The organism is Achromobacter sp. HZ34, from assembly GCF_002209485.1.
Lineage (GTDB): Bacteria > Pseudomonadota > Gammaproteobacteria > Burkholderiales > Burkholderiaceae_B > Bordetella_C.
The window spans coordinates 367,185-384,603 of record NZ_NJIX01000003.1 but is presented as its reverse complement, the minus strand read 5'-3'; the positions used below and the strand labels follow the sequence as shown (position 1 = coordinate 384,603).

General features: G+C 63.2%; 12 protein-coding genes. 5 read left to right on the top strand and 7 right to left on the bottom strand.

Features of this window, described 5'->3' with window-relative positions; all coding sequences use genetic code 11:
- Window positions 1–150 precede the first annotated feature (150 nt).
- Window positions 151–432 carry a type II toxin-antitoxin system HicB family antitoxin gene (locus tag CEY05_RS31995; RefSeq protein WP_233161556.1) on the bottom strand — a complete coding sequence of 94 codons (282 nt, stop codon included), beginning with the start codon at window positions 430–432 and terminating at the stop codon, window positions 151–153.
- 934 nt (window positions 433–1,366) lie between these two features.
- Here CEY05_RS31995 and CEY05_RS13855 point away from each other — a divergent pair.
- Window positions 1,367–1,690, top strand: a complete 324-nt coding sequence (locus tag CEY05_RS13855; RefSeq protein ID WP_088598905.1) for a DUF4148 domain-containing protein — start codon at window positions 1,367–1,369, stop codon at window positions 1,688–1,690.
- Between the two features lie 279 nt (window positions 1,691–1,969).
- Here the strand turns inward: CEY05_RS13855 and CEY05_RS13850 are convergent, their stop codons facing one another.
- Window positions 1,970–4,126 carry a DUF4344 domain-containing metallopeptidase gene (locus CEY05_RS13850; protein ID WP_143220431.1) on the bottom strand — a complete coding sequence of 719 codons (2,157 nt, stop codon included), beginning with the start codon at window positions 4,124–4,126 and terminating at the stop codon, window positions 1,970–1,972.
- A gap of 449 nt (window positions 4,127–4,575) precedes the next feature.
- On the opposite strand from CEY05_RS13850, the gene CEY05_RS13845 reads away from it, so the two are divergent.
- Window positions 4,576–5,391, top strand: coding sequence for a hypothetical protein (locus tag CEY05_RS13845; protein ID WP_088598903.1), 816 nt, complete (start codon window positions 4,576–4,578; stop codon window positions 5,389–5,391).
- 72 nt (window positions 5,392–5,463) lie between these two features.
- Here CEY05_RS13845 and CEY05_RS13840 read toward each other — a convergent pair whose 3' ends face one another.
- From CEY05_RS13840 to ppk2, 5 genes are all read right to left on the bottom strand, one after another.
- Window positions 5,464–5,961, bottom strand: coding sequence for a transporter suffix domain-containing protein (locus CEY05_RS13840; protein ID WP_088598902.1), 498 nt, complete (start codon window positions 5,959–5,961; stop codon window positions 5,464–5,466).
- 156 nt (window positions 5,962–6,117) lie between these two features.
- Window positions 6,118–7,023, bottom strand: a complete 906-nt coding sequence (locus tag CEY05_RS13835; protein WP_088598901.1) for a DUF2950 domain-containing protein — start codon at window positions 7,021–7,023, stop codon at window positions 6,118–6,120.
- Window positions 7,024–7,033: 10 nt separating this feature from the next.
- A complete protein-coding gene (locus tag CEY05_RS13830) occupies window positions 7,034–8,614 on the bottom strand; it encodes a DUF3300 domain-containing protein (RefSeq protein ID WP_088598900.1) in 1,581 nt (526 codons plus the stop codon).
- Between the two features lie 112 nt (window positions 8,615–8,726).
- Complete coding sequence (locus CEY05_RS13825; RefSeq protein ID WP_088598899.1) at window positions 8,727–10,457, bottom strand: SulP family inorganic anion transporter; 1,731 nt, start codon at window positions 10,455–10,457, stop codon at window positions 8,727–8,729.
- A 28-nt stretch (window positions 10,458–10,485) separates the two neighbouring features.
- A complete protein-coding gene (gene ppk2, locus CEY05_RS13820; protein ID WP_369825943.1) occupies window positions 10,486–11,319 on the bottom strand; it encodes a polyphosphate kinase 2 in 834 nt (277 codons plus the stop codon).
- Between the two features lie 201 nt (window positions 11,320–11,520).
- Here ppk2 and CEY05_RS13815 point away from each other — a divergent pair, with 201 nt between their 5' ends.
- Genes CEY05_RS13815 through CEY05_RS13805 form a run of 3 tightly spaced genes read left to right on the top strand, consistent with a single transcriptional unit; the run spans window position 11,521 to window position 17,398 of the window.
- Window positions 11,521–12,753 carry an efflux RND transporter periplasmic adaptor subunit gene (locus tag CEY05_RS13815; RefSeq protein ID WP_088598898.1) on the top strand — a complete coding sequence of 411 codons (1,233 nt, stop codon included), beginning with the start codon at window positions 11,521–11,523 and terminating at the stop codon, window positions 12,751–12,753.
- A 12-nt stretch (window positions 12,754–12,765) separates the two neighbouring features.
- Window positions 12,766–15,963, top strand: coding sequence for an efflux RND transporter permease subunit (locus CEY05_RS13810; protein WP_088598897.1), 3,198 nt, complete (start codon window positions 12,766–12,768; stop codon window positions 15,961–15,963).
- Complete coding sequence (locus CEY05_RS13805; protein WP_088598896.1) at window positions 15,956–17,398, top strand: efflux transporter outer membrane subunit; 1,443 nt, start codon at window positions 15,956–15,958, stop codon at window positions 17,396–17,398. The genes CEY05_RS13810 and CEY05_RS13805 overlap by 8 nt, the downstream gene beginning before the upstream one ends.
- Window positions 17,399–17,419: the final 21 nt, after the last annotated feature.

Below are 17,419 nucleotides of genomic sequence, written 5' to 3'. Positions count from 1 at the left end.
GCGCGGCCAGAATAGAAGTCCGGCTTGCCAGGCGTGCTGGCCTGGCGGGCTTCCCGACGCGAGGCGGGAGCAGTTCTCAAACTCCTCGCGATGCAGCAAAACGGCCCCGTGTTTCCTCACACGGGGCCGTCTTTTTTTTAGCGAAACTGTTTATATCGGTGGCAGGCTGCGTGCGGTCTGAGTCCTTGTTCCTAGCCTCGGCCTCTCATGGCGCGCCGCGCCGCCTCGACCAGTAAGCCGCTGCGAGTGGCGCCGTGAGCTTTCGCGTAAGCGTCGATCAATATCATGATTGGCTCGATGCTCCTGGATTGGGCGCGGGACCGGCACTTCGTCACCTTGTTCCGCAAGGCCTTCGAGGGGTACGTCGATAGCTTCCTTGACGCAGTCCAGCGCTTCTTCGAATGTGTCACCTGCTGAAAAACAACCGGGCAGATCGGGTACGGTTACGCCATAGCGAACGCGGTCGCTAGTTTGTAGGACTACGGGAACTCTCGTCGTTCAACTCGCTTTGTATCGCCGAGCACGCCTCGATGGCGGCCGAGAGTAGCGGGCCGTTGATGCGTCGGCCCCTGTAATCATCGACGAAGTAATTGACCCGTTCGGCCAGATGCTGAATGGAGAGCGCCATCGTCATCCCCAAACAGGTGCCAGGATCTATCGTCGGTGTGGTAGTCCGCTCGTGCAGGCTTTATGGGCTTCATGGGAAGCGAGTGTCCTTCATGCGTAAACGTTGATGATACCGACGCCGCTCAAATCCTGGTTTATCTCGCTGCTGCTTTCGATGCTTGCCGCGAAATCCTCGTCGGCCAGTCCGGCATAGAACGACATGTCGCCGTCAGTGACTCGCCATGTATGTCCGTCCTGGAGCAGGTCGACTCGATTTGCAGGAAGACCCCATCTGCCACCGTGTCGGAGGCAACCTCCGCGAGCGACTGATGAAAAGTGTGGGAGGCATAACATTTCCACACTGCCGCTGCCGCGTTGGCCTCTGATGTTTTCACCTGCATCCTCGTGAGTCATATAGACCGCCTTTTACCGTGGTATCCAGCCTCGGGCAGCAATCGTCCTTGCCGCCAATCTGTCTGTGCAACGCGCGTTGCAGCTGCATGTTCTGCAAAATCAGACCGGTCCTACAACGCGGTTTCTCTGCTGCATCTGTTTGATAGCAGCGGGGGGCGGCTTTCCATAGCGATTGTTTATTGGGGGAATAGCAGCATTGCCTTCTTTTTTGGAAAGGTGATTTGGCGAATATCGGGTTTATCCCTAGGGCTTGCAGGCGCAGAATTCAGTCATCGGGAACAGCAACAGACCACACGGAATTAGCCGATACGGTCTGCTCCCACTGACTAGGACTAGGAGAACTGCCATGAAGACCATCGCCACCTCGCTGATCGTTTCGTTTGCCTTGATCGGTGCCGCCCAAGCCGGTACCCCCCGCGGCGACATCGATAACGTGCCTTTCCAAGGTACCTACGGCCAAGCCGACAGCTCGACCAGCCGTGCCCAGATTCAAGCCGAACTGCAACAAGCGAAGAACGAAGGCCTGGTTGCCTTCGGTGACAGCGACAACGTCGCGTTCTCGGCCCAAGCCGAATCCAACGTGTCGCGTGCCCAAGTCGCCGCTGACGTTGCGAAGACGCCTGGTGCCACCGCCTTCGGTGACACGAACAACGTGCCTTTCCAAGGCTGATTGCAGGATCGCAGTAAAGAACTCGACAGGCAGCCACCGGCTCAGCCTGCTGAAATAAACCGCGCCACTGCGCGCGGCCAGAATAGAAGTCCGGCTTGCCAGGCGTGCTGGCCTGGCGGGCTTCCCGGCGCGAGGCGGGAGCAGTTCTCGAAGTCCTCGCGATGCAGCAAAACGGCCCCGTGTTTCCTCACACGGGGCCGTTCTTTTTCGTCGAGACCGGCGATATCACCGGCTATGAACGATCAGGCCGCCGGCCTTTACGATCCGGGCCTGCTCCTTTTACTTGCCCACCGGACGCACCGGCATTCCCGCCGCGACCCAGGCTTCCGTGCCGCCGCGATACCAGAACGTCTTGAACTTGCCTCGGCCCGCACGCAGCGCGGCATTGTAGGAACTGCGGTCGTTCAGCCCCGGGCCGAAGAAAATGACAGGGCTCGCCGTGTCGCCCTTGGTCTGCTTGGCAAGCCATTCCACGAGTTGATCCTGGAACGAGTCAGTCAGGCTGCCATCGCGTCCGGCATCAGGCACCTGGATGGCGCCAGGTATGGTCTGGTCGAGCTTGCCCGTGTCGATCAGCAGGACCTTGTCGTTCGACATCAGGTAGTTGGCCAGCTGCGCCGTGGTCACCACCGTTGCAAGCGGATTCGTCGTCGGCGTGGGCCCCTTGTATGGGGCCGGATAAAGAACCTGCGTCGGCGGCATGCCGAAATCCTTGGCTTCATCGAAGTTGCCGGCCGGGACCGGCACCGGCGCGGCGGCGGTCGTGCGGTTGCCGCCCTGGGGCGCTGCCGCGCCGGCCGAATTCGACGGCGCCGCACCTGCTCCCGCTCCGTTCGACGCGCCCTGGCCCTTCGCCATGGTCCAGCCATCGACGGTGTTCATCTCCATGTCCGAGACCATGTTGAGCATGTAGCTCAGCAGGTTGTAGCACATGGTGATGCTGGCATCTTCATGGCTGTACCACGCGTTCAATTGATCGCAGTCGCGGTAGACCACGGTCAACGGACGCGGCAGTACATAGGTCTTCGCCAGGTCCTGGATGTTGCCGGTGATGCCCTCTTCGAAGGCGGCTTGGAAGTATTTGCCGACCCGGTACTTGGAAGGCTCGAACTTCACGGTGATCTTGGCGCCCGGGGCATTCGCGGGTTGCGTGCCTTCGGGATTCCAGGGGCCTACCCGCGTATACGGCGCCAGGATGGTGCGCCAGGCGCGGTTCTGCTTGGTGTATTCCTGCTCGCAGCGGCCCAGCGTACGGTCGTTCATGCCGGTCGCTTCAGCAATCTTGCCGAACACGTTGGGATTGCCACCATAAATGACGCAGAAAAAGTTGCGGAAGCGCTTCAGGTCGGCGGTATGTTCGTCCTGCCAGGGCGTTTCGCCGTTGCCGTTCGCTTCGTTGATCTTGCCGCTGTAGTACCACTGCAAGGCGCCATAGATGGCGACCTCGCGGCCTATCGTATCGATATCCGCGCTGTTGGACTTGTAGATCGTCGGGTCCACCAGGCGCAGTGCGGAAAAGATATCCACGGCGTCTTCTTCCGGACCGGTCGAGGGCAAATCCAGTTCGTTGATCAGCGCATGGCCGAACTCATGGATGAAGACGCTTTGCACGATACCGAGGTAGGCGGCGACACGGCGTATATCGGTGCCGTCGAACTGGGGAATCGGGCCGACACCAGAGAAGCGTTGCTCCATGGGATTGAGGATGGCACCGGCAGGGTCGCCAGCGGGCGCATTGTTCTTGGCGGAACCACCAGAGCCACCAGAGCCACCAGAGCCACCAGAACCGCCAGAACCGCCAGAACCGCCAGAACCTCCCGAACCGGCGCTGTCGGCGGCTTGCTTGGCCTGCGCCAACGTCATGTTCTTGAAATCACCGATACCGAACAGCCCGGTGTCATAAGCCATCAAACCCACCTGGTCGATTGCCAGCGTGCTCGGCTCCACCGTACCGACTTTCTTGCCATTCAGGAGAAACGTGGCGCCGTCCTCCGACTCGATCATCTGGATAAGGTCTTTACCGCCCAGTTTCGCCGCTTTGGGCTGATTGGCGATCTTGATGTTTTTCCCGCCGACGACGCAGAACAGATTCGCGTCGGCCGAGGCCGTGATTTCCATCAGGCACAAATTGCCGGAGCCCGTGTTGCGCAGGAGCACGCCGATCGACGCATCCGGCTGCTTCGATTCGACCGTGATGCTGGCGGAAAGATAACGGCCGGCGCTGCCCGCCGCGCGCGGGTCGAGCACCAGCGTCTGCTCGGATTGCTTGGCGTTGTCATTTTGCAGAATGAACCAGCCGCCCTGTTCGCGATACGTCCAGCCATCGCGTATCTGGGATTTCTCAGCGCCGCGCAGGGGGCCGAGCGGGTCGGAGCTTGCCGCCGAAGCCGGGTTTGCAGACAGAACGCCAAGGCCACTCGCCAGCGATACCGCCATTGCGCACATTATCCGGCGGGCGATTCGCCGCGCACCTGGATACACGTCTTTCCGATTCATCAAATACTCCACGGCCACTTGGCCGACACCTGAGACCAAAACAACATGTTGTGCGCTGTAAGACGTAATTACGGCATTTAGCAGAACATGCAAGCAAAGGTGAAATATAGACGTGTGCGCCAGAGGGAAGATTAAGTCCCGAGGGTCAAAATGAATCGGAATGTAAATTTAAACAAGCGCGGATTTGATTCGCCCGTATATACAGCGGGGCCGGCAAAATCCTGGATATTTCGCTTCAGTTGCTGCAACGCAACGGATCACCGGAACCGGCAGCGCTGGATAATCGACCAAATGCCTGAAACCTGCGGCTGAATCGCGGATCATTATCCGGTTCGCGCCGCCTGCCTGTTGGGAACCTTTCCGCAGGCCATTATCGATGGGCCATCAACATGCATTTCGATCTGATCCAATCCTTGAGCATCGCCGGGAAAGCCGCCGTTCCAAATGACGACCGCATCGGCTGCGGCGACCAGCACGCCTGGGTGATCGACGGGGCCACTGACTTGGGCCCGCCCGGGCTGATGGGTGAACAGGGCGGCGCCGCCTGGTTGGCCGCGACGGCACACAAGGCGTTTTCAGCCGCGTCGGGGCCCATCGCCGAGATCTGCGTATCGGTGTTCGAGACCGTTGCCGCGTCCTACGAACGCGATCGGCGCCGGGACCCGGTGGCGCGCTGGGAAGTGCCTCGCGCGGCTTTCGCGGCGGTGGCCATCGAGGACGCCAGCGTTGCATGCGCCTACATCTCCGACTGCGTCGTCCTCCATCGCGGCGCGGCAGGGGTGGCTTTCCTGACGCCGGTGCCGGATCGAGGAGTGGAACTGGCCGAGGCCGCCGCATTAGGGCCGGGGGCAGGCGCGGGCGGTGTACGGTCCGCGGCCGTGCTGGCGGATCGGCGTGCGTCGCGCGAGCGCGCGAAGGTGGCGCTGGGAATCGACGCCGGGCTGATCGAGGCCCATACGCAGTATGCGCGGACAGGCTTGGCGGCAGGCGACGACCTGTTCCTGCTGAGCGATGGCTACGCCGCCTTGTTCGATACCTACGGCCGTTACGATGCGGCCAGCTTCGTCGCCCGCGTGCTGGACACAGGGCTGGTGCCGCTGGCGGCAGAACTGCGCCAGATCGAGCTCGAAGACGCGGCGTGCCTGCGCTATCCCCGCTTCAAGCCGAGCGATGACGCCTCGGCCTTGTGGATAAGGGTGGGCTAGCCGGCGCCGGCAGCCTAAGACGAGAGCCGGGGCCGAGGGCGGGGACCATGGCCGCGCTTCGCGGTGCGCCGGTCAGGCCGTGCGGATGAACAGGGCGTGCAGTTTGCTCCAGAAATTTCCGCCCAACACGAAGAAGCTGGCGACCAGCATGGCGTCGCCCAGGATCTGGATGGGCCAGATGGGCTGACCGCTGCCGGGCCATATCCGGTCGATATACGGCGCCAGCACTGAAGAGATCAGCGGCAGCGAGAACATCACGACGCCGATGGCGTGGCGCACGGGGCCGACGGTCCTGACGGGCGCCAGCCGTTTCGCATGGCCGAAAGCGGCCGCCTTCAGCCGCAGGAATCCCGCCTTGCCCATCACTGCGATGCACGCGACCATCACCACCTTGTTGGCGAGGAAAACCACCCCGGTGACGGTCGCAAGGCGTGACCCGGAGATCCCCAGCGCACCGGCCAGCGGCACCAGGAGCCACAATGCGGGCGCCAGGACGAACAAGATGATCCCGAGCCTGAAGCGCCACTTATCCGTGGAGGCGCCTGCCGCGCTATCGTCCGCCGTCGTCATGGTGTGCCCCCCTGGAATGCCTTGTAGCGCCTGGTTTCGGGCGGCCATTATGCGACGCGCGGGCGCGGCAAGAAACCCTCGGGTTGAGGCGGGGCGGCGTCGGCATCGCCGGATGCCGGATGCCAGCCCCCGGTGCGCGGGAACTCCGGCATCTGCTCATTCGCTATCTAGCTCGGGTACGCGGGCCCAGGCAGGGCCGGGGTCGAATCGGGTGATGGCTTGCGCCTTAGCCGCGGTGTCCAGGCCCAGGTCGGCCTGATACACCTGGCCGTCATGGCTGACGATGAAGCTCTTGATGCCTGTGTTGCCGTATTCCACGGGCCAGGCGATGACCGCGAAGCCGCCGAAAAGCTTGCCACGCACCAGGTAATCGTAGGCTCCGCCGGGAGCATGTATTCCCTGTGACTTGAGCAGCTTGAAGAAATAACCGTGGAAGCCGGCATCGCGGCTATTGCTGGGGATCGCATCGACGAAGGCCTGGCCCAGGGGGCTGGGCGTTTGTCCGGGAGCGTCTGGCCAATACAAGCCGTCGTGCTTGCCCTGCGAGCTCACCAGCTTCGAGGCATAGACGAGCAGGCGGTTGTCGTCGTGATGTGTCTGTGCATATTCGCGCTGTGCGTCGTAGACGGCGAGCATGGTCTGGATGACCGCCAATTCGTTGCGGCCGATGCGGCGTAAGCGCATTTCCTCGGCGCCGGCGGCGGTGTCGAAGTGCCAGCCATCGGGGTGTTCGACGAGGGGAATCGGGAAGGTCCAGCCAGCGTTGCCGACGGCGATATGCGCATGTCCGGCTACTCCTGGTTCGACGAAGTGCGATTGCATCCATGCCGAGATGAATGCTTCCCGGTCCGTGGTGCCGAGCGGGGGGATCAATTTTCGGAAGTCGTCGCCGAAGAGGGAACGCAGCTTGGCTTCGCTGTTGTTTTCGATGGCGTTGCCGAAGGCGGTCATGGCGGATGTGGGGGAGTCGAAGCCCATTTGCGCGTGGACGTTCGATGCCATCGTCAGGGCGAGGACGGCGGCTGTCCAGTTTTTCAGCATGCCGGATGAAGGGATTTCCATGGTTGTCTCCTTAGCGTCTGCCGCCACCGCCACCACCGCGCACGCCTCCTCCTCCGCCGCGCGCTGCGCCGCCGGATGGGCGGCTGGCGCCCGACCCTTGCATGCTAGATCTGCCTCGGTCGTAGCTGCGCTGGGCTGCTGCGCCGCCGCCGCTTACGCCAGTGAAGGCGTTGTCGCGCTTGCCACCGCCATGGCCCGGCGTGGGCCGGGCGGCGTTATGCGGGACAGTGCGGTTGGCCGAGTTGCCCTGATGAGTCGTGGACGCACGATTGCCCGTGGCGGCCGAATTGCTTGCGCCGCCCCGGCGGTCCGCGCCTGCGCCCGGTGTCACGTCACGGCGTGCTCCCGTGCTTGCGCCAGCGGCGGCGTTTCGGCCCGCGCCGGTTGCGGCGTTACGTCCCGCGCCATTCCCTGCTCCGCTTGTCTCGTTCCGGCCTGCGCCGGTGCCCGCGCCGGTTGCTGCGTTACGGCCCGCGGACGCGGTTGCAGCGGTGCCCGCGCCCGCCGCCGTAGCCGTATCACGGCCGCGGTATTGGGCGCGCTTGTCCGCACCAGGCACCTGGCCCGCCATCTTGTCCCGGGTGGCATTGTCGCGATACGCCACGCCTTGCCGATGCGCGGGATCGTGCTGCCAGCGGCCGCTTTGCCCCTGGGTGCCTTGTCCCTGCGTACGTTGCCCTTGTATTCCTTGCCCTTGCGCCCTTTGCCCCTCCACTTTCGCGCGGGCGGAATTGCGGTCGATATTCGTCACTTTGTTATAGTCGATGTCGACATCTCCACCGCCCCAGTCGCAGTCGCTGAAGATGGCGCCGGCGGCTGCGACGCCGACGCCCCAGGCCAGGCCGGTCATCAATGCCGTGCCAGGGTAGTAGGCCGGCGGGGGCGGCCAATACGTCGGTGGATAGGCGGGCGCGCTCCATCCTCCGTACACCACCGTCGGGTTGTACGAAGGCACGTAGATGACCTGCGGATCGGTGGATTCGATGCGCACCACCGACGTCCCGCCGGACGCTCCGCTGGAATCTCCACGCGAGGTCCCACCTGAAGCTTCTCCTGAAGTCCCGCCGGTAGTCCCGGCGATATTCCCCCCTGAACCTCCATCCGAAGTCACGCTGACCTGGGGCGCCGCCTCCACGATCACGGTCTGCTGGACGTTGGACGTCAGGTTGCCAGCGTTCTGCGCGCGCTTGCGCAAACGCTGCACGGCGGCGAACACGTCCTGTTGCTGCGCCAGGAAGGCATCGCCCAGCTTCTGGGTCCAATCCAGCTTGTCGTTCATCGGCCCCAGGATCTGCGGGAATGCCACCAATGACTTCACGCTGACATCCCACGATTGGTTCTCGACGGCCTTCACCGCCGCATCGCCTTTGAGCTTGGGGTTCTCCTTGACCCAACGCGACGCATGCAGGATCTCCAGGGGATACGTCGAGGCCATCAATACCTGCGCCAGCAAGGCGTCCGGATATAGCGCGATCGGGGCGACCAGCGCTTCGATTTCCTCCGGTGCGAAAGCCGGGGGCTGCGGCGCCTCCGCAGGCGCGGAAGGATTGGGCGGCGTCTGACCGGCCGCACGCCCCGGTGCGATGGCCATGACAGACACACATATCGACAATGAAAAAGCGACGCTTATGCTTAACCGTTTCATGATGTGCCTCGCTGCCAGGCCCTGATCATTGCCACACAGAGCCGTTCCGAAGGGACCGTCAGGAAGTTGGGAGATCTGGGGCCGTTGGCGCTGCATCAGGGCCACGTTTCTCCTGATAATGGGCAATCGCCTGATCGAGGTTGTGAAACAGGCGCGTGGTTCCCAGCGTTGCGCCCAGTGGCGATCTTCGCACCACTGCCAGCACGGCGGGACTCAGCCCAGTCATCCACAGCGTGACGCGGGATGACGCCAGCCGCTTTTCCGCGTCGTCCATCATGCGCAGCGCGGTGTACTCGATATCGAAAACATTGCTCATGTCCAGCACCACGATCCGCGGCTGGGCGGCGTCGATCAGGTCGCGCATCTTCTGCCCCAGGTTGCCCACGTTGACGAAGAAGATGCGCCCCTCCGGACGGAGTATCAGCAAACCGGGAAAGGACTCATCGTCCGGGTTGGATGAAGATGCAGGGCGAAACACCGTGGTCCCGCGTTTGCGTCGCAGCATATGCACAGGCGGATTGGAGACCTGGTAGGCCAGCGATGCCAGCGACACAACGATGGCAACGAGTATCCCTTGCAGGGTTCCCAGCAGCACGACGCCGGCAAGCGCCACCAGAGCCCAGGCCAGCTCCGTGCGCCGTATCCGCAACACCGCGCGGAATTCCGCCGGCTCGAACAGGCCGACGGAATACACGACCACCACTGCGGCCAACGTCGCCTGTGGCATCAACCCGATGAGCGGCGCCAGCAATGTCATCACGGCGAGTACGACCACGGCTGTCACCAGCTCCGCCACTTGGGTGCGGGCTCCGGCGCGGAAGTTCACCGCGGTCTGGCTGGCACCGCCGCCGGCAGGCATGCCGCCGAACAGCCCGCCCCCGATATTCGCCAGCCCGGTCGCTATCAGTTCCCGGTTGGCGGCGGGAGACGGCTCGGCGTCGCGCACGAAGGCCCGGCCAGCCGCTATCGTTTCGGTGAAACTCATCAATGCCATGCCCAGGGCGATGGGCCACAGTTGCGTGACCAGCGCGAAAGCGGGCAGCGTCAGGGACGGCAACCCCGTCGGTACGTAGCCGATGGACTCTACGCCATAGCCACCCAGGCCCAGCAGGGCCGATGCCGCGATCGCACCGGCCACGACCAATAGCGGCGCGGGCGCACGCGGCACGAAGCGCGTCAGCACCAGCAACACGCCCGCGGTCAGGGCGGCCACCGCGACCGTGGGCAGGGATGTTGCCGGAAATCCCTGGATAATTGCCTGCACATTGGCGACAAAGGCGCCCTTGGGAAAATGAATGCCCAACAGCTTCGGCACCTGGTCGATGACGATGACGATGGCGATGCCAGCCTTGAATCCGATCAGCACCGGTTCCGAGATGAAGTTGGCCAGGAATCCCAGGCGCAGGACGGACGCCAGTACAAGCACCACGCCGACCAGGATGGTCAAGGTCGCGGCGGCCGCGGCGAGCGCCACGGCATCGCCGTCCGGCGCCGCGCGTTCCAGCGCCGTCGCTGTCAGGATGGCCAGCGTGGTGGTGGTGCTGACACTGAGCGTCCGCGACGAGCCCAGCATCGCATAAAGGATCATCGGCAGGAACGCCGTATAAACCCCGGCTTGTACCGGCAGCCCCGCGACGGTGGCATAGGCCAGTGCCTTCGGAATGACCACCGTTGCCGTCGTCAGCCCCGCCAGCAGGTCCTGCCTGGCCCACGCCGCCTGGTATTGGCGCAGCCACGATGGCGCAATGCTTGACTGCTTGCCAGCGCGACCGGGAGAGTCATGGTCCATGGGAGCCAACCCTGAGAAGGACGTACTTTCAGAACTTTTCGGGGATGAACCTGAATTTGTGCTCGGATTCACGGTAGTCGCCGCCTTTCTGGCGCTTCGGCAGCTTGACCCGCTCGCGGGGCAGGGACTTGTACGGGATGCTGGACAGCAGGTGGCTGATGATATTCAAGCGGGCGCGCCGCTTGTTGTCGGCTTGGGCTACGAACCAGGGCGCGAAATCCGTGTCGGTGGCGCGGAACATATCGTCGCGTGCGCGCGAGTAGTCGTACCAGCGGCTGTAGGACAGCAGATCCATCTTCGAAAGCTTCCAGATTTTCCGTTCGTCGCTGATACGCGCTTCCAACCTGCGCTTCTGCTCCTTCTGGCTGACTTCGAGCCAGTATTTGAGCAGGATGACGCCGGAGTCCGTGATGGCGTGCTCGACCAGCGGCACATCCTTCAGGAAGGTGGCGACCTGCTCTTGGGTGCAGAAACCCATCACGCGCTCCACGCCGGCGCGGTTGTACCAGCTGCGGTCGAAGATCACGATCTCTCCCGCGGCGGGCAGATGGGGCAGGTAGCGCTGCACATACATCTGGGTTTTCTCCCGATCGGTGGGGGCAGGCAGGGCGACCACGCGAAACACCCGGGGGCTGACGCGGTCGGTGATGGCCTTGATCGTGCCCCCTTTCCCCGCGCCATCGCGCCCTTCGAAGATTACGCAGACCTTGGCGCCTGCGTGGATCACCCATTCCTGCAGCTTGACCAGTTCGACGTGCAGCCGCCGCAGCGCTTTTTCGTACTGCTTCCCGGAGAGCCTGTCGTGCCCGTCGACTGGCGCGGATGCGCTGTCCGTTTGTTCGCTCTTGGAATCGGCCATCATTGCGCTCCTGAGTCCGCAGCTCATCCGCATCCGTGGTTCAGCCGGTCGGACGCGGATGTTTTCAGGGAATGCCGGTCATGCTTCCGTCTGATCAGGCACATCATGGCGCAGAACCGCGCGTTCGGGCATTGAACCAAGGTCCAATAGCCTGTACGCAACGGCAGTCATACGATCCTCGCTGGATTTGAGCGGGAGCCTCACATGGCGATTGTGCGGGCGAGATATGAGCACGGTGGCGCTCGGGACTATCGCGTCAAGGGCTGGATCAGGCTGCTCGGCGCCGCGTCCCTGTTGCTGCTCGCCGCCTGCGAGAAGGCGGCCAACGAGACTCCGCGCGCACCCATCGAGGTCACCGTCATGACGGTTGCCCAGCGCAATACGCCCGTGCAATTCGAATTCGCCGCCCAGACCCAGAGTTCGCGTGAAGTGGAGATCCGTGCCCGTGTCGATGGCTTCCTGGATAAGCGCACCTACGTGGAAGGGGATCTGGTCAGCGCCGGACAAACGCTATTCCTGATGGACCCCAAGCCCTTCGAAGCCGCGTTGAAGACGGCCAGGGGACAGCTGACCCAGCAACAGGCGCGCTGGACGGTGACCAAGGCCAACCTGGCGCGCGTGCGGCCCTTGGTGGCGCAAAATGCCATCAGCAAGAAAGACCTGGACGATGCAATCGGTAACGAACAGGAAGCCGCTGCCGCGGTGATATCCGCGCAAGGGCAGGTGCAGAGCGCCGAGTTGAACCTCAGCTATACGACGATCAGGTCGCCGCTGGCGGGCTTGTCTAGCTTTGCGGAGCAGCAGGACGGCAGCTACCTGACCGCGGGGCCCGGCGGACTGCTCACCCGCATCTACCAGCTGGATCCGATGTGGGTGAATTTCAGTATTTCCGAAAACGAGATGCTGGCCTGGCGCGACCAGATCGCCAGAGGGAAGCTGCGATTTCCAGAGCGGCAGGATTTCGAAGTCCGCCTGGTGCTGGCCGACGGCAGCGTGTTCCCGACAGTCGGCCACATCAACTTCGCCAACCCGGCCTTCAATACGCAGACGGGAACCTTCCTGGTGCGGGCGTCTTTCGCCAACCCGCAGGGAACGCTGCGTCCGGGCCAGTTCGTGCGCGCGCGCGTTTCAGGTGCCGTGCGCGAGAGCGCGATACTGGTGCCGCAACGCGCTGTGCTGCAAGGATCCAAGAGCCATTTCCTCTGGGTGGTCGACAAGGAAGGCAAGGCGCAGCAGCGGGTGGTCGAAACCGGCAGCTGGCAGGGTGACAACTGGTTCATCACGGACGGGCTCAAGGCGGGTGAGCGGGTCGTCGTCGACGGCGCGATCCGCGTGGTCGCCGAAACGGCGCTGAAAATCACCGACGCCACCCAGGCGGCGAGTTCTCCAACGGGGCAGGGCGCGCCGCCGCGCCCTGACAAGAGCGTGACGAATTGACCGGACGGGCGAATGAATATCTCCCATTACTGCATCGACCGGCCGATTTTCGCGTCGGTCATTTCCATCGTCATCACCCTGGGCGGCGCGGTGGCGATGCTGGCCTTGCCCATCGCGCAGTTTCCAGAGATAACGCCGCCGCAGATCACCATCAGCGCCACCTATCCGGGCGCGAACGCGGAGGTGGTGGCGAATAACGTCGCCGCGCCGATCGAGCAGCAGGTCAACGGCGCCGACAACATGATCTACATGAACTCGTCCAGTTCATCGACGGGTAACCTGACGATCAACGCCTTTTTCCAGATCGGCACCAACCCGGAGCTGGCCCAGGTCGATGTACAAAATCGCGTCAATTTGGCGCTGCCGCAATTGCCGTCGTCCGTACAGGCGCAAGGCATACAGGTGCAGAAGAAGTCGTCCGCGTTCATGATGGTGATCGCGGTCTACTCGCCCACGCAGCGCTACGACGCCACCTATATCGCCAACTACACCAATATTTATGTACTGGATGCGCTCAAGCGGATACCAGGGGCCAACCAATCTTCGATATTCGGCAATCCCGACTATGCGATGCGCATCTGGCTGAAACCGGACCGGATGGCGCAGTTGAGCGTGACCGCTTCGGACGTGCAGAAGGCGGTATCCAACCAGAACCAGCAGTTCGCCGTCGGCCGGATCGGCCAATCGCCAACCGGCGCGCCTGTCGAACAGTCCTTCCCCGTCACCACGACGGGCCGGCTGACGGAGCCGGCGGAGTTCGACAACATCATCATCCGCGCGGCCAGCGGCGGCGCCGCCATTGTGCGCCTGAAGGATATCGGCTACGCCGAGCTGGGGCAGAAAGACTATTCGATCCGCAGCCGCTACCAGGGCAAGCCCGCGACGGTCCTGGCGGTCTACCAGCAACCTGGCGCCAACGCGCTGGATGTGTCCGCGAAGGTGCGGGCGGCGCTGGCGGAGATGAAGAAGTCCTTTCCCGAGGGCCTGGACTACAGCATCGCCATGGACACTACCGAGTTCACGCGGGCGTCGATCTCCGACGTGATCAAGACCTTCTTCGAGGCATTGGTCCTGGTGGTCATCGTCGTCTACGTATTTCTGCAAAGCCTGCGCGCCACGATCATTCCAGTGTTGGCAGTACCGGTTTCCATTGTCGGCACGTTCAGCGGCATGCTGGCGCTGGGGTTCTCGATCAATATGCTGACCCTGTTCGGCATGATCCTGGCCATCGGCATCGTGGTGGACGACGCCATCGTGGTGATCGAGAACGTCGAACGGAATATGACCGTGCACAAGCTCAGTCCCAATGCCGCCGCCAAGCGGGCCATGGACGAAGTTTCCGGGCCGGTGGTGGCGATCGTCCTGGTGCTGTGCGCGGTGTTCGTGCCCGTGGCTTTCCTGGGCGGCATCACCGGCCAGATGTACAAGCAATTCGCCATCACCATCGCCATCTCGGTGATCATCTCGGGGATCGTTGCCCTGACGCTGTCACCCGCGTTGGCCGCGCTGCTGCTCAAGCCCGGCCATCACGAGAAAAAAGGCTTCTTCCGCTGGTTCGAAAACGCTTTCGGCAGGATGACCGCGCACTATTCGACCGCCGTGAAGAAAGTCATCAAGCACTCCCTGATCGGCCTGTTGCTGTTCGGGGGAATGATCGTGCTGACCGTGGTCATGATGCGGGCCATCCCGTCGTCGTTCCTGCCGCCCGAAGACCAGGGCTACCTGCTGGGGGCGGTGATCATGCCGGATGCGGCCAGCCTGGATCGTACGGGTGCGGTTTCCGGGAATGTCACGGACTACTTCATGGCGCAACCGGCGGTCCAAAGCGTGGCGGTGGTGGACGGCTACAGCCTGCTGGACAACCAGAACCGCAACAACGCGGCGACGTTCTTCGTCGGATTCAAGGGTTTCGAAGAACGATACAACTCCGACAATATCAAGACGCAGAACGCACGCGCGGTGCTGCTGGGCGCCTATCGACACCTGTCCCAGGTGAAGGAGGGCATCATCCTGCCGGTCAATCCGCCGTCGATACCTGGCCTGGGAACCACGGGCGGCACGGAAATGTGGATCCAGAGCATGGGCGACGCCACCATCCCGCAACTGGCCCAGGTGGTGGAAGACTACACCGCTCGCGCGCGCCAACGCCCCGAATTTGCCCGGGTCACTTCGACGTTCTCGGCCGCTTCGCAGCAGCTGCTCGCCGATGTCGACCGCGATAAGTCGGAGACGCTGGGGGTGCCCATCGAAGAGGTATACAGCGCGATGCAGACCCTGTTCGGGTCGCTATATGTGTCGCAGTTCAATCGGTCGAGCCGGCTCTGGCAGGTGATCCTGCAGGCGGAGTCGTCGTATCGCGTCCGGCCCGAGGATCTGGAACAGATCTTCGTGCGCGGCAAGGGCGGGGCCATGGTGCCCCTGAAGTCCGTGGTGACGACCCGATTCGTTACCGGGCCGGATCTGGTGACCCGCTTCAACAATTTCCCGGCCGTCAAGATCACCGCCGACGTGGCGCCCGGCTACAGCGCCGGCCAGGTCATCGCCGCGCTCGAAGCGGTGGCCAGGGAAGTGCTGCCGCCGGGATACGGCACCGCGTGGAGCGGCGAGGCCTACGAGGCGCGGCAGGCCGGCAGTACGTCGGCGCTGGTGCTGGCCTTCGGGCTGATCATGGTGTTCCTGATCCTGGCGGCGCAATACGAGAAATGGAGCCTGCCGCTGGGCGTGCTGTTGACCGTGCCATTCGCGATATTTGGCGCTGCCCTGGCGACTATGTTGCGTGGCCTGGAGAACGATGTCTATTTCCAGATCGGTTTGACCATGCTGGTGGCGCTGGCCGCGAAGAACGCGATTCTCATTTTCGAATTCGCGGTCTTGAACCGCGAGGCCGGCAAGTCGGTCTACGACGCCGCGCTGGTCTCCGCCAACGAACGCCTGCGCCCCATCGTGATGACGTCGCTGGCGTTCATTCTGGGCTGCGTACCGCTGGCGATCGCCACGGGTGCCTCGGCGAACAGCCGTCACTCGATCGGCACCGGCGTCATCGGCGGCATGCTGGGTGCGACGGTGATCGCGGTGTTCTTCATTCCGATGTTCTTCTATGTGCTGGAGACCATGTCGGAGAGGTCTTCCAAAAAAAAGGAAAAGAAGGAAGGCAAGGAAAGCAGGGAACCCGCGGAGCGGGCGGAACCCCCGAAACACCAGGATGCATGATATGCGCGCCGCGGCCGGCCCCTTCCTGCTGGTATGCCTCGTCAGTGGCGGCTGCACGCTGGGTCCGGATTACCAGCGTCCAGCCGTGGACACGCCTGCCACCTTCCGCTTCAACGATGTCGATGCCAAAACCATCGTGGACACCGGCTGGTGGGAGCAGTTCAATGACCCCGCCTTGGATGCGGTTGTCGCCACTGCCTTGGCCGAAAACAAGGACGTGAAAATCGCGGCCGCGCGTATCGACCAATTCCTGGGCCAGTTCCAGACCACGCGCGCGCAGTTGTACCCTCAGCTGGGGGCGGGCTTGAACTCCCAGCGCCAGCGTCTGCCGCTGGGATCGCCGGACCTGCCGGTGGGCGTGGACCCCGTGTTCAACCAGTTCTCCGCGGTGCTTTCGGCCTCGTGGGAAATCGACGTGTTCGGCAAGTTACGCCGGCAAACGGAGGCCGCGCGGGCGGCGTTACTGGCTAGCGAAGAAGGGCGGCGGGCGACGATACTGGCCCTGGTCGCATCGGTGGCCTCGACCTATGTCAACCTGGTATCGCTGGATCGGCAACTCGACATCGCCAAGGCCACCTCCGAAAGCCGCGCGGAGTCGGTGCATGTTTTCTCGCTGCGTTTCAAGTATGGCGAAGTGTCGCAGATGGAGCTGGCGCAAAGCCAGTCCGAATACGAGGCATCCCTGGCCACGATACCGCAATTGGAATTGCAGATCGCGCAGCAGGAGGACGCGCTGTCGGTCCTGTTGGGACGTAATCCAGGGCCGATCCAACGGGGCCGCAGCCTGGATGAGCTGTCCGCGCCCCTGGTGCCAGCGGGATTGCCGTCGGAATTGCTCACGCGGAGGCCGGACCTGCGGCAGGCAGAGCAGAACCTGGTCGCCGCCAACGCGCTGATTGGCGCCGCCCGCGCGTTGTATTTTCCATCGATCTCCCTGACCGGCCTGCTGGGGACCGCCAGTGGCCAGTTCTCTAATCTGTTCACGGGTCCGTCCAAGGTATGGTCGTATGCGGGCGCGGTGACAGTGCCGATATTCACGGCCGGTGCCATCAGCGGCCAGGTCAAGCAGGCGGAGGCGCAGCGCGAGCAGGCCTTGCTTGAGTATGAGAAGGCTATCCAGGTGGCGTTCCAGGAGGTTGCCGACGCCCTTGTGGGTGTGCAGAAGACCCGGGCCGCGCTGGTGGTGCAGGGCCGCCAGGTCGATTCACTGCGCACGTATGCGCGCATGGCGCGGTTGCGCTATGAGGGCGGCTATACGAGCTATATCGAAGTGCTGGACTCCGAGCGCAGCCTGTTCAATGCGCAGCTGACGTATGCGCAGACCCAAGGGACGGTCTTTATCTCCATCGTCAATCTCTATAAGGCGATGGGGGGCGGCTGGGTGGAGGAGGCGGAGAAGATGACGATGTCGGCGACTCCGACTCGGACCCCGTGAGCGGTCCGGCCTGAAGGCGCG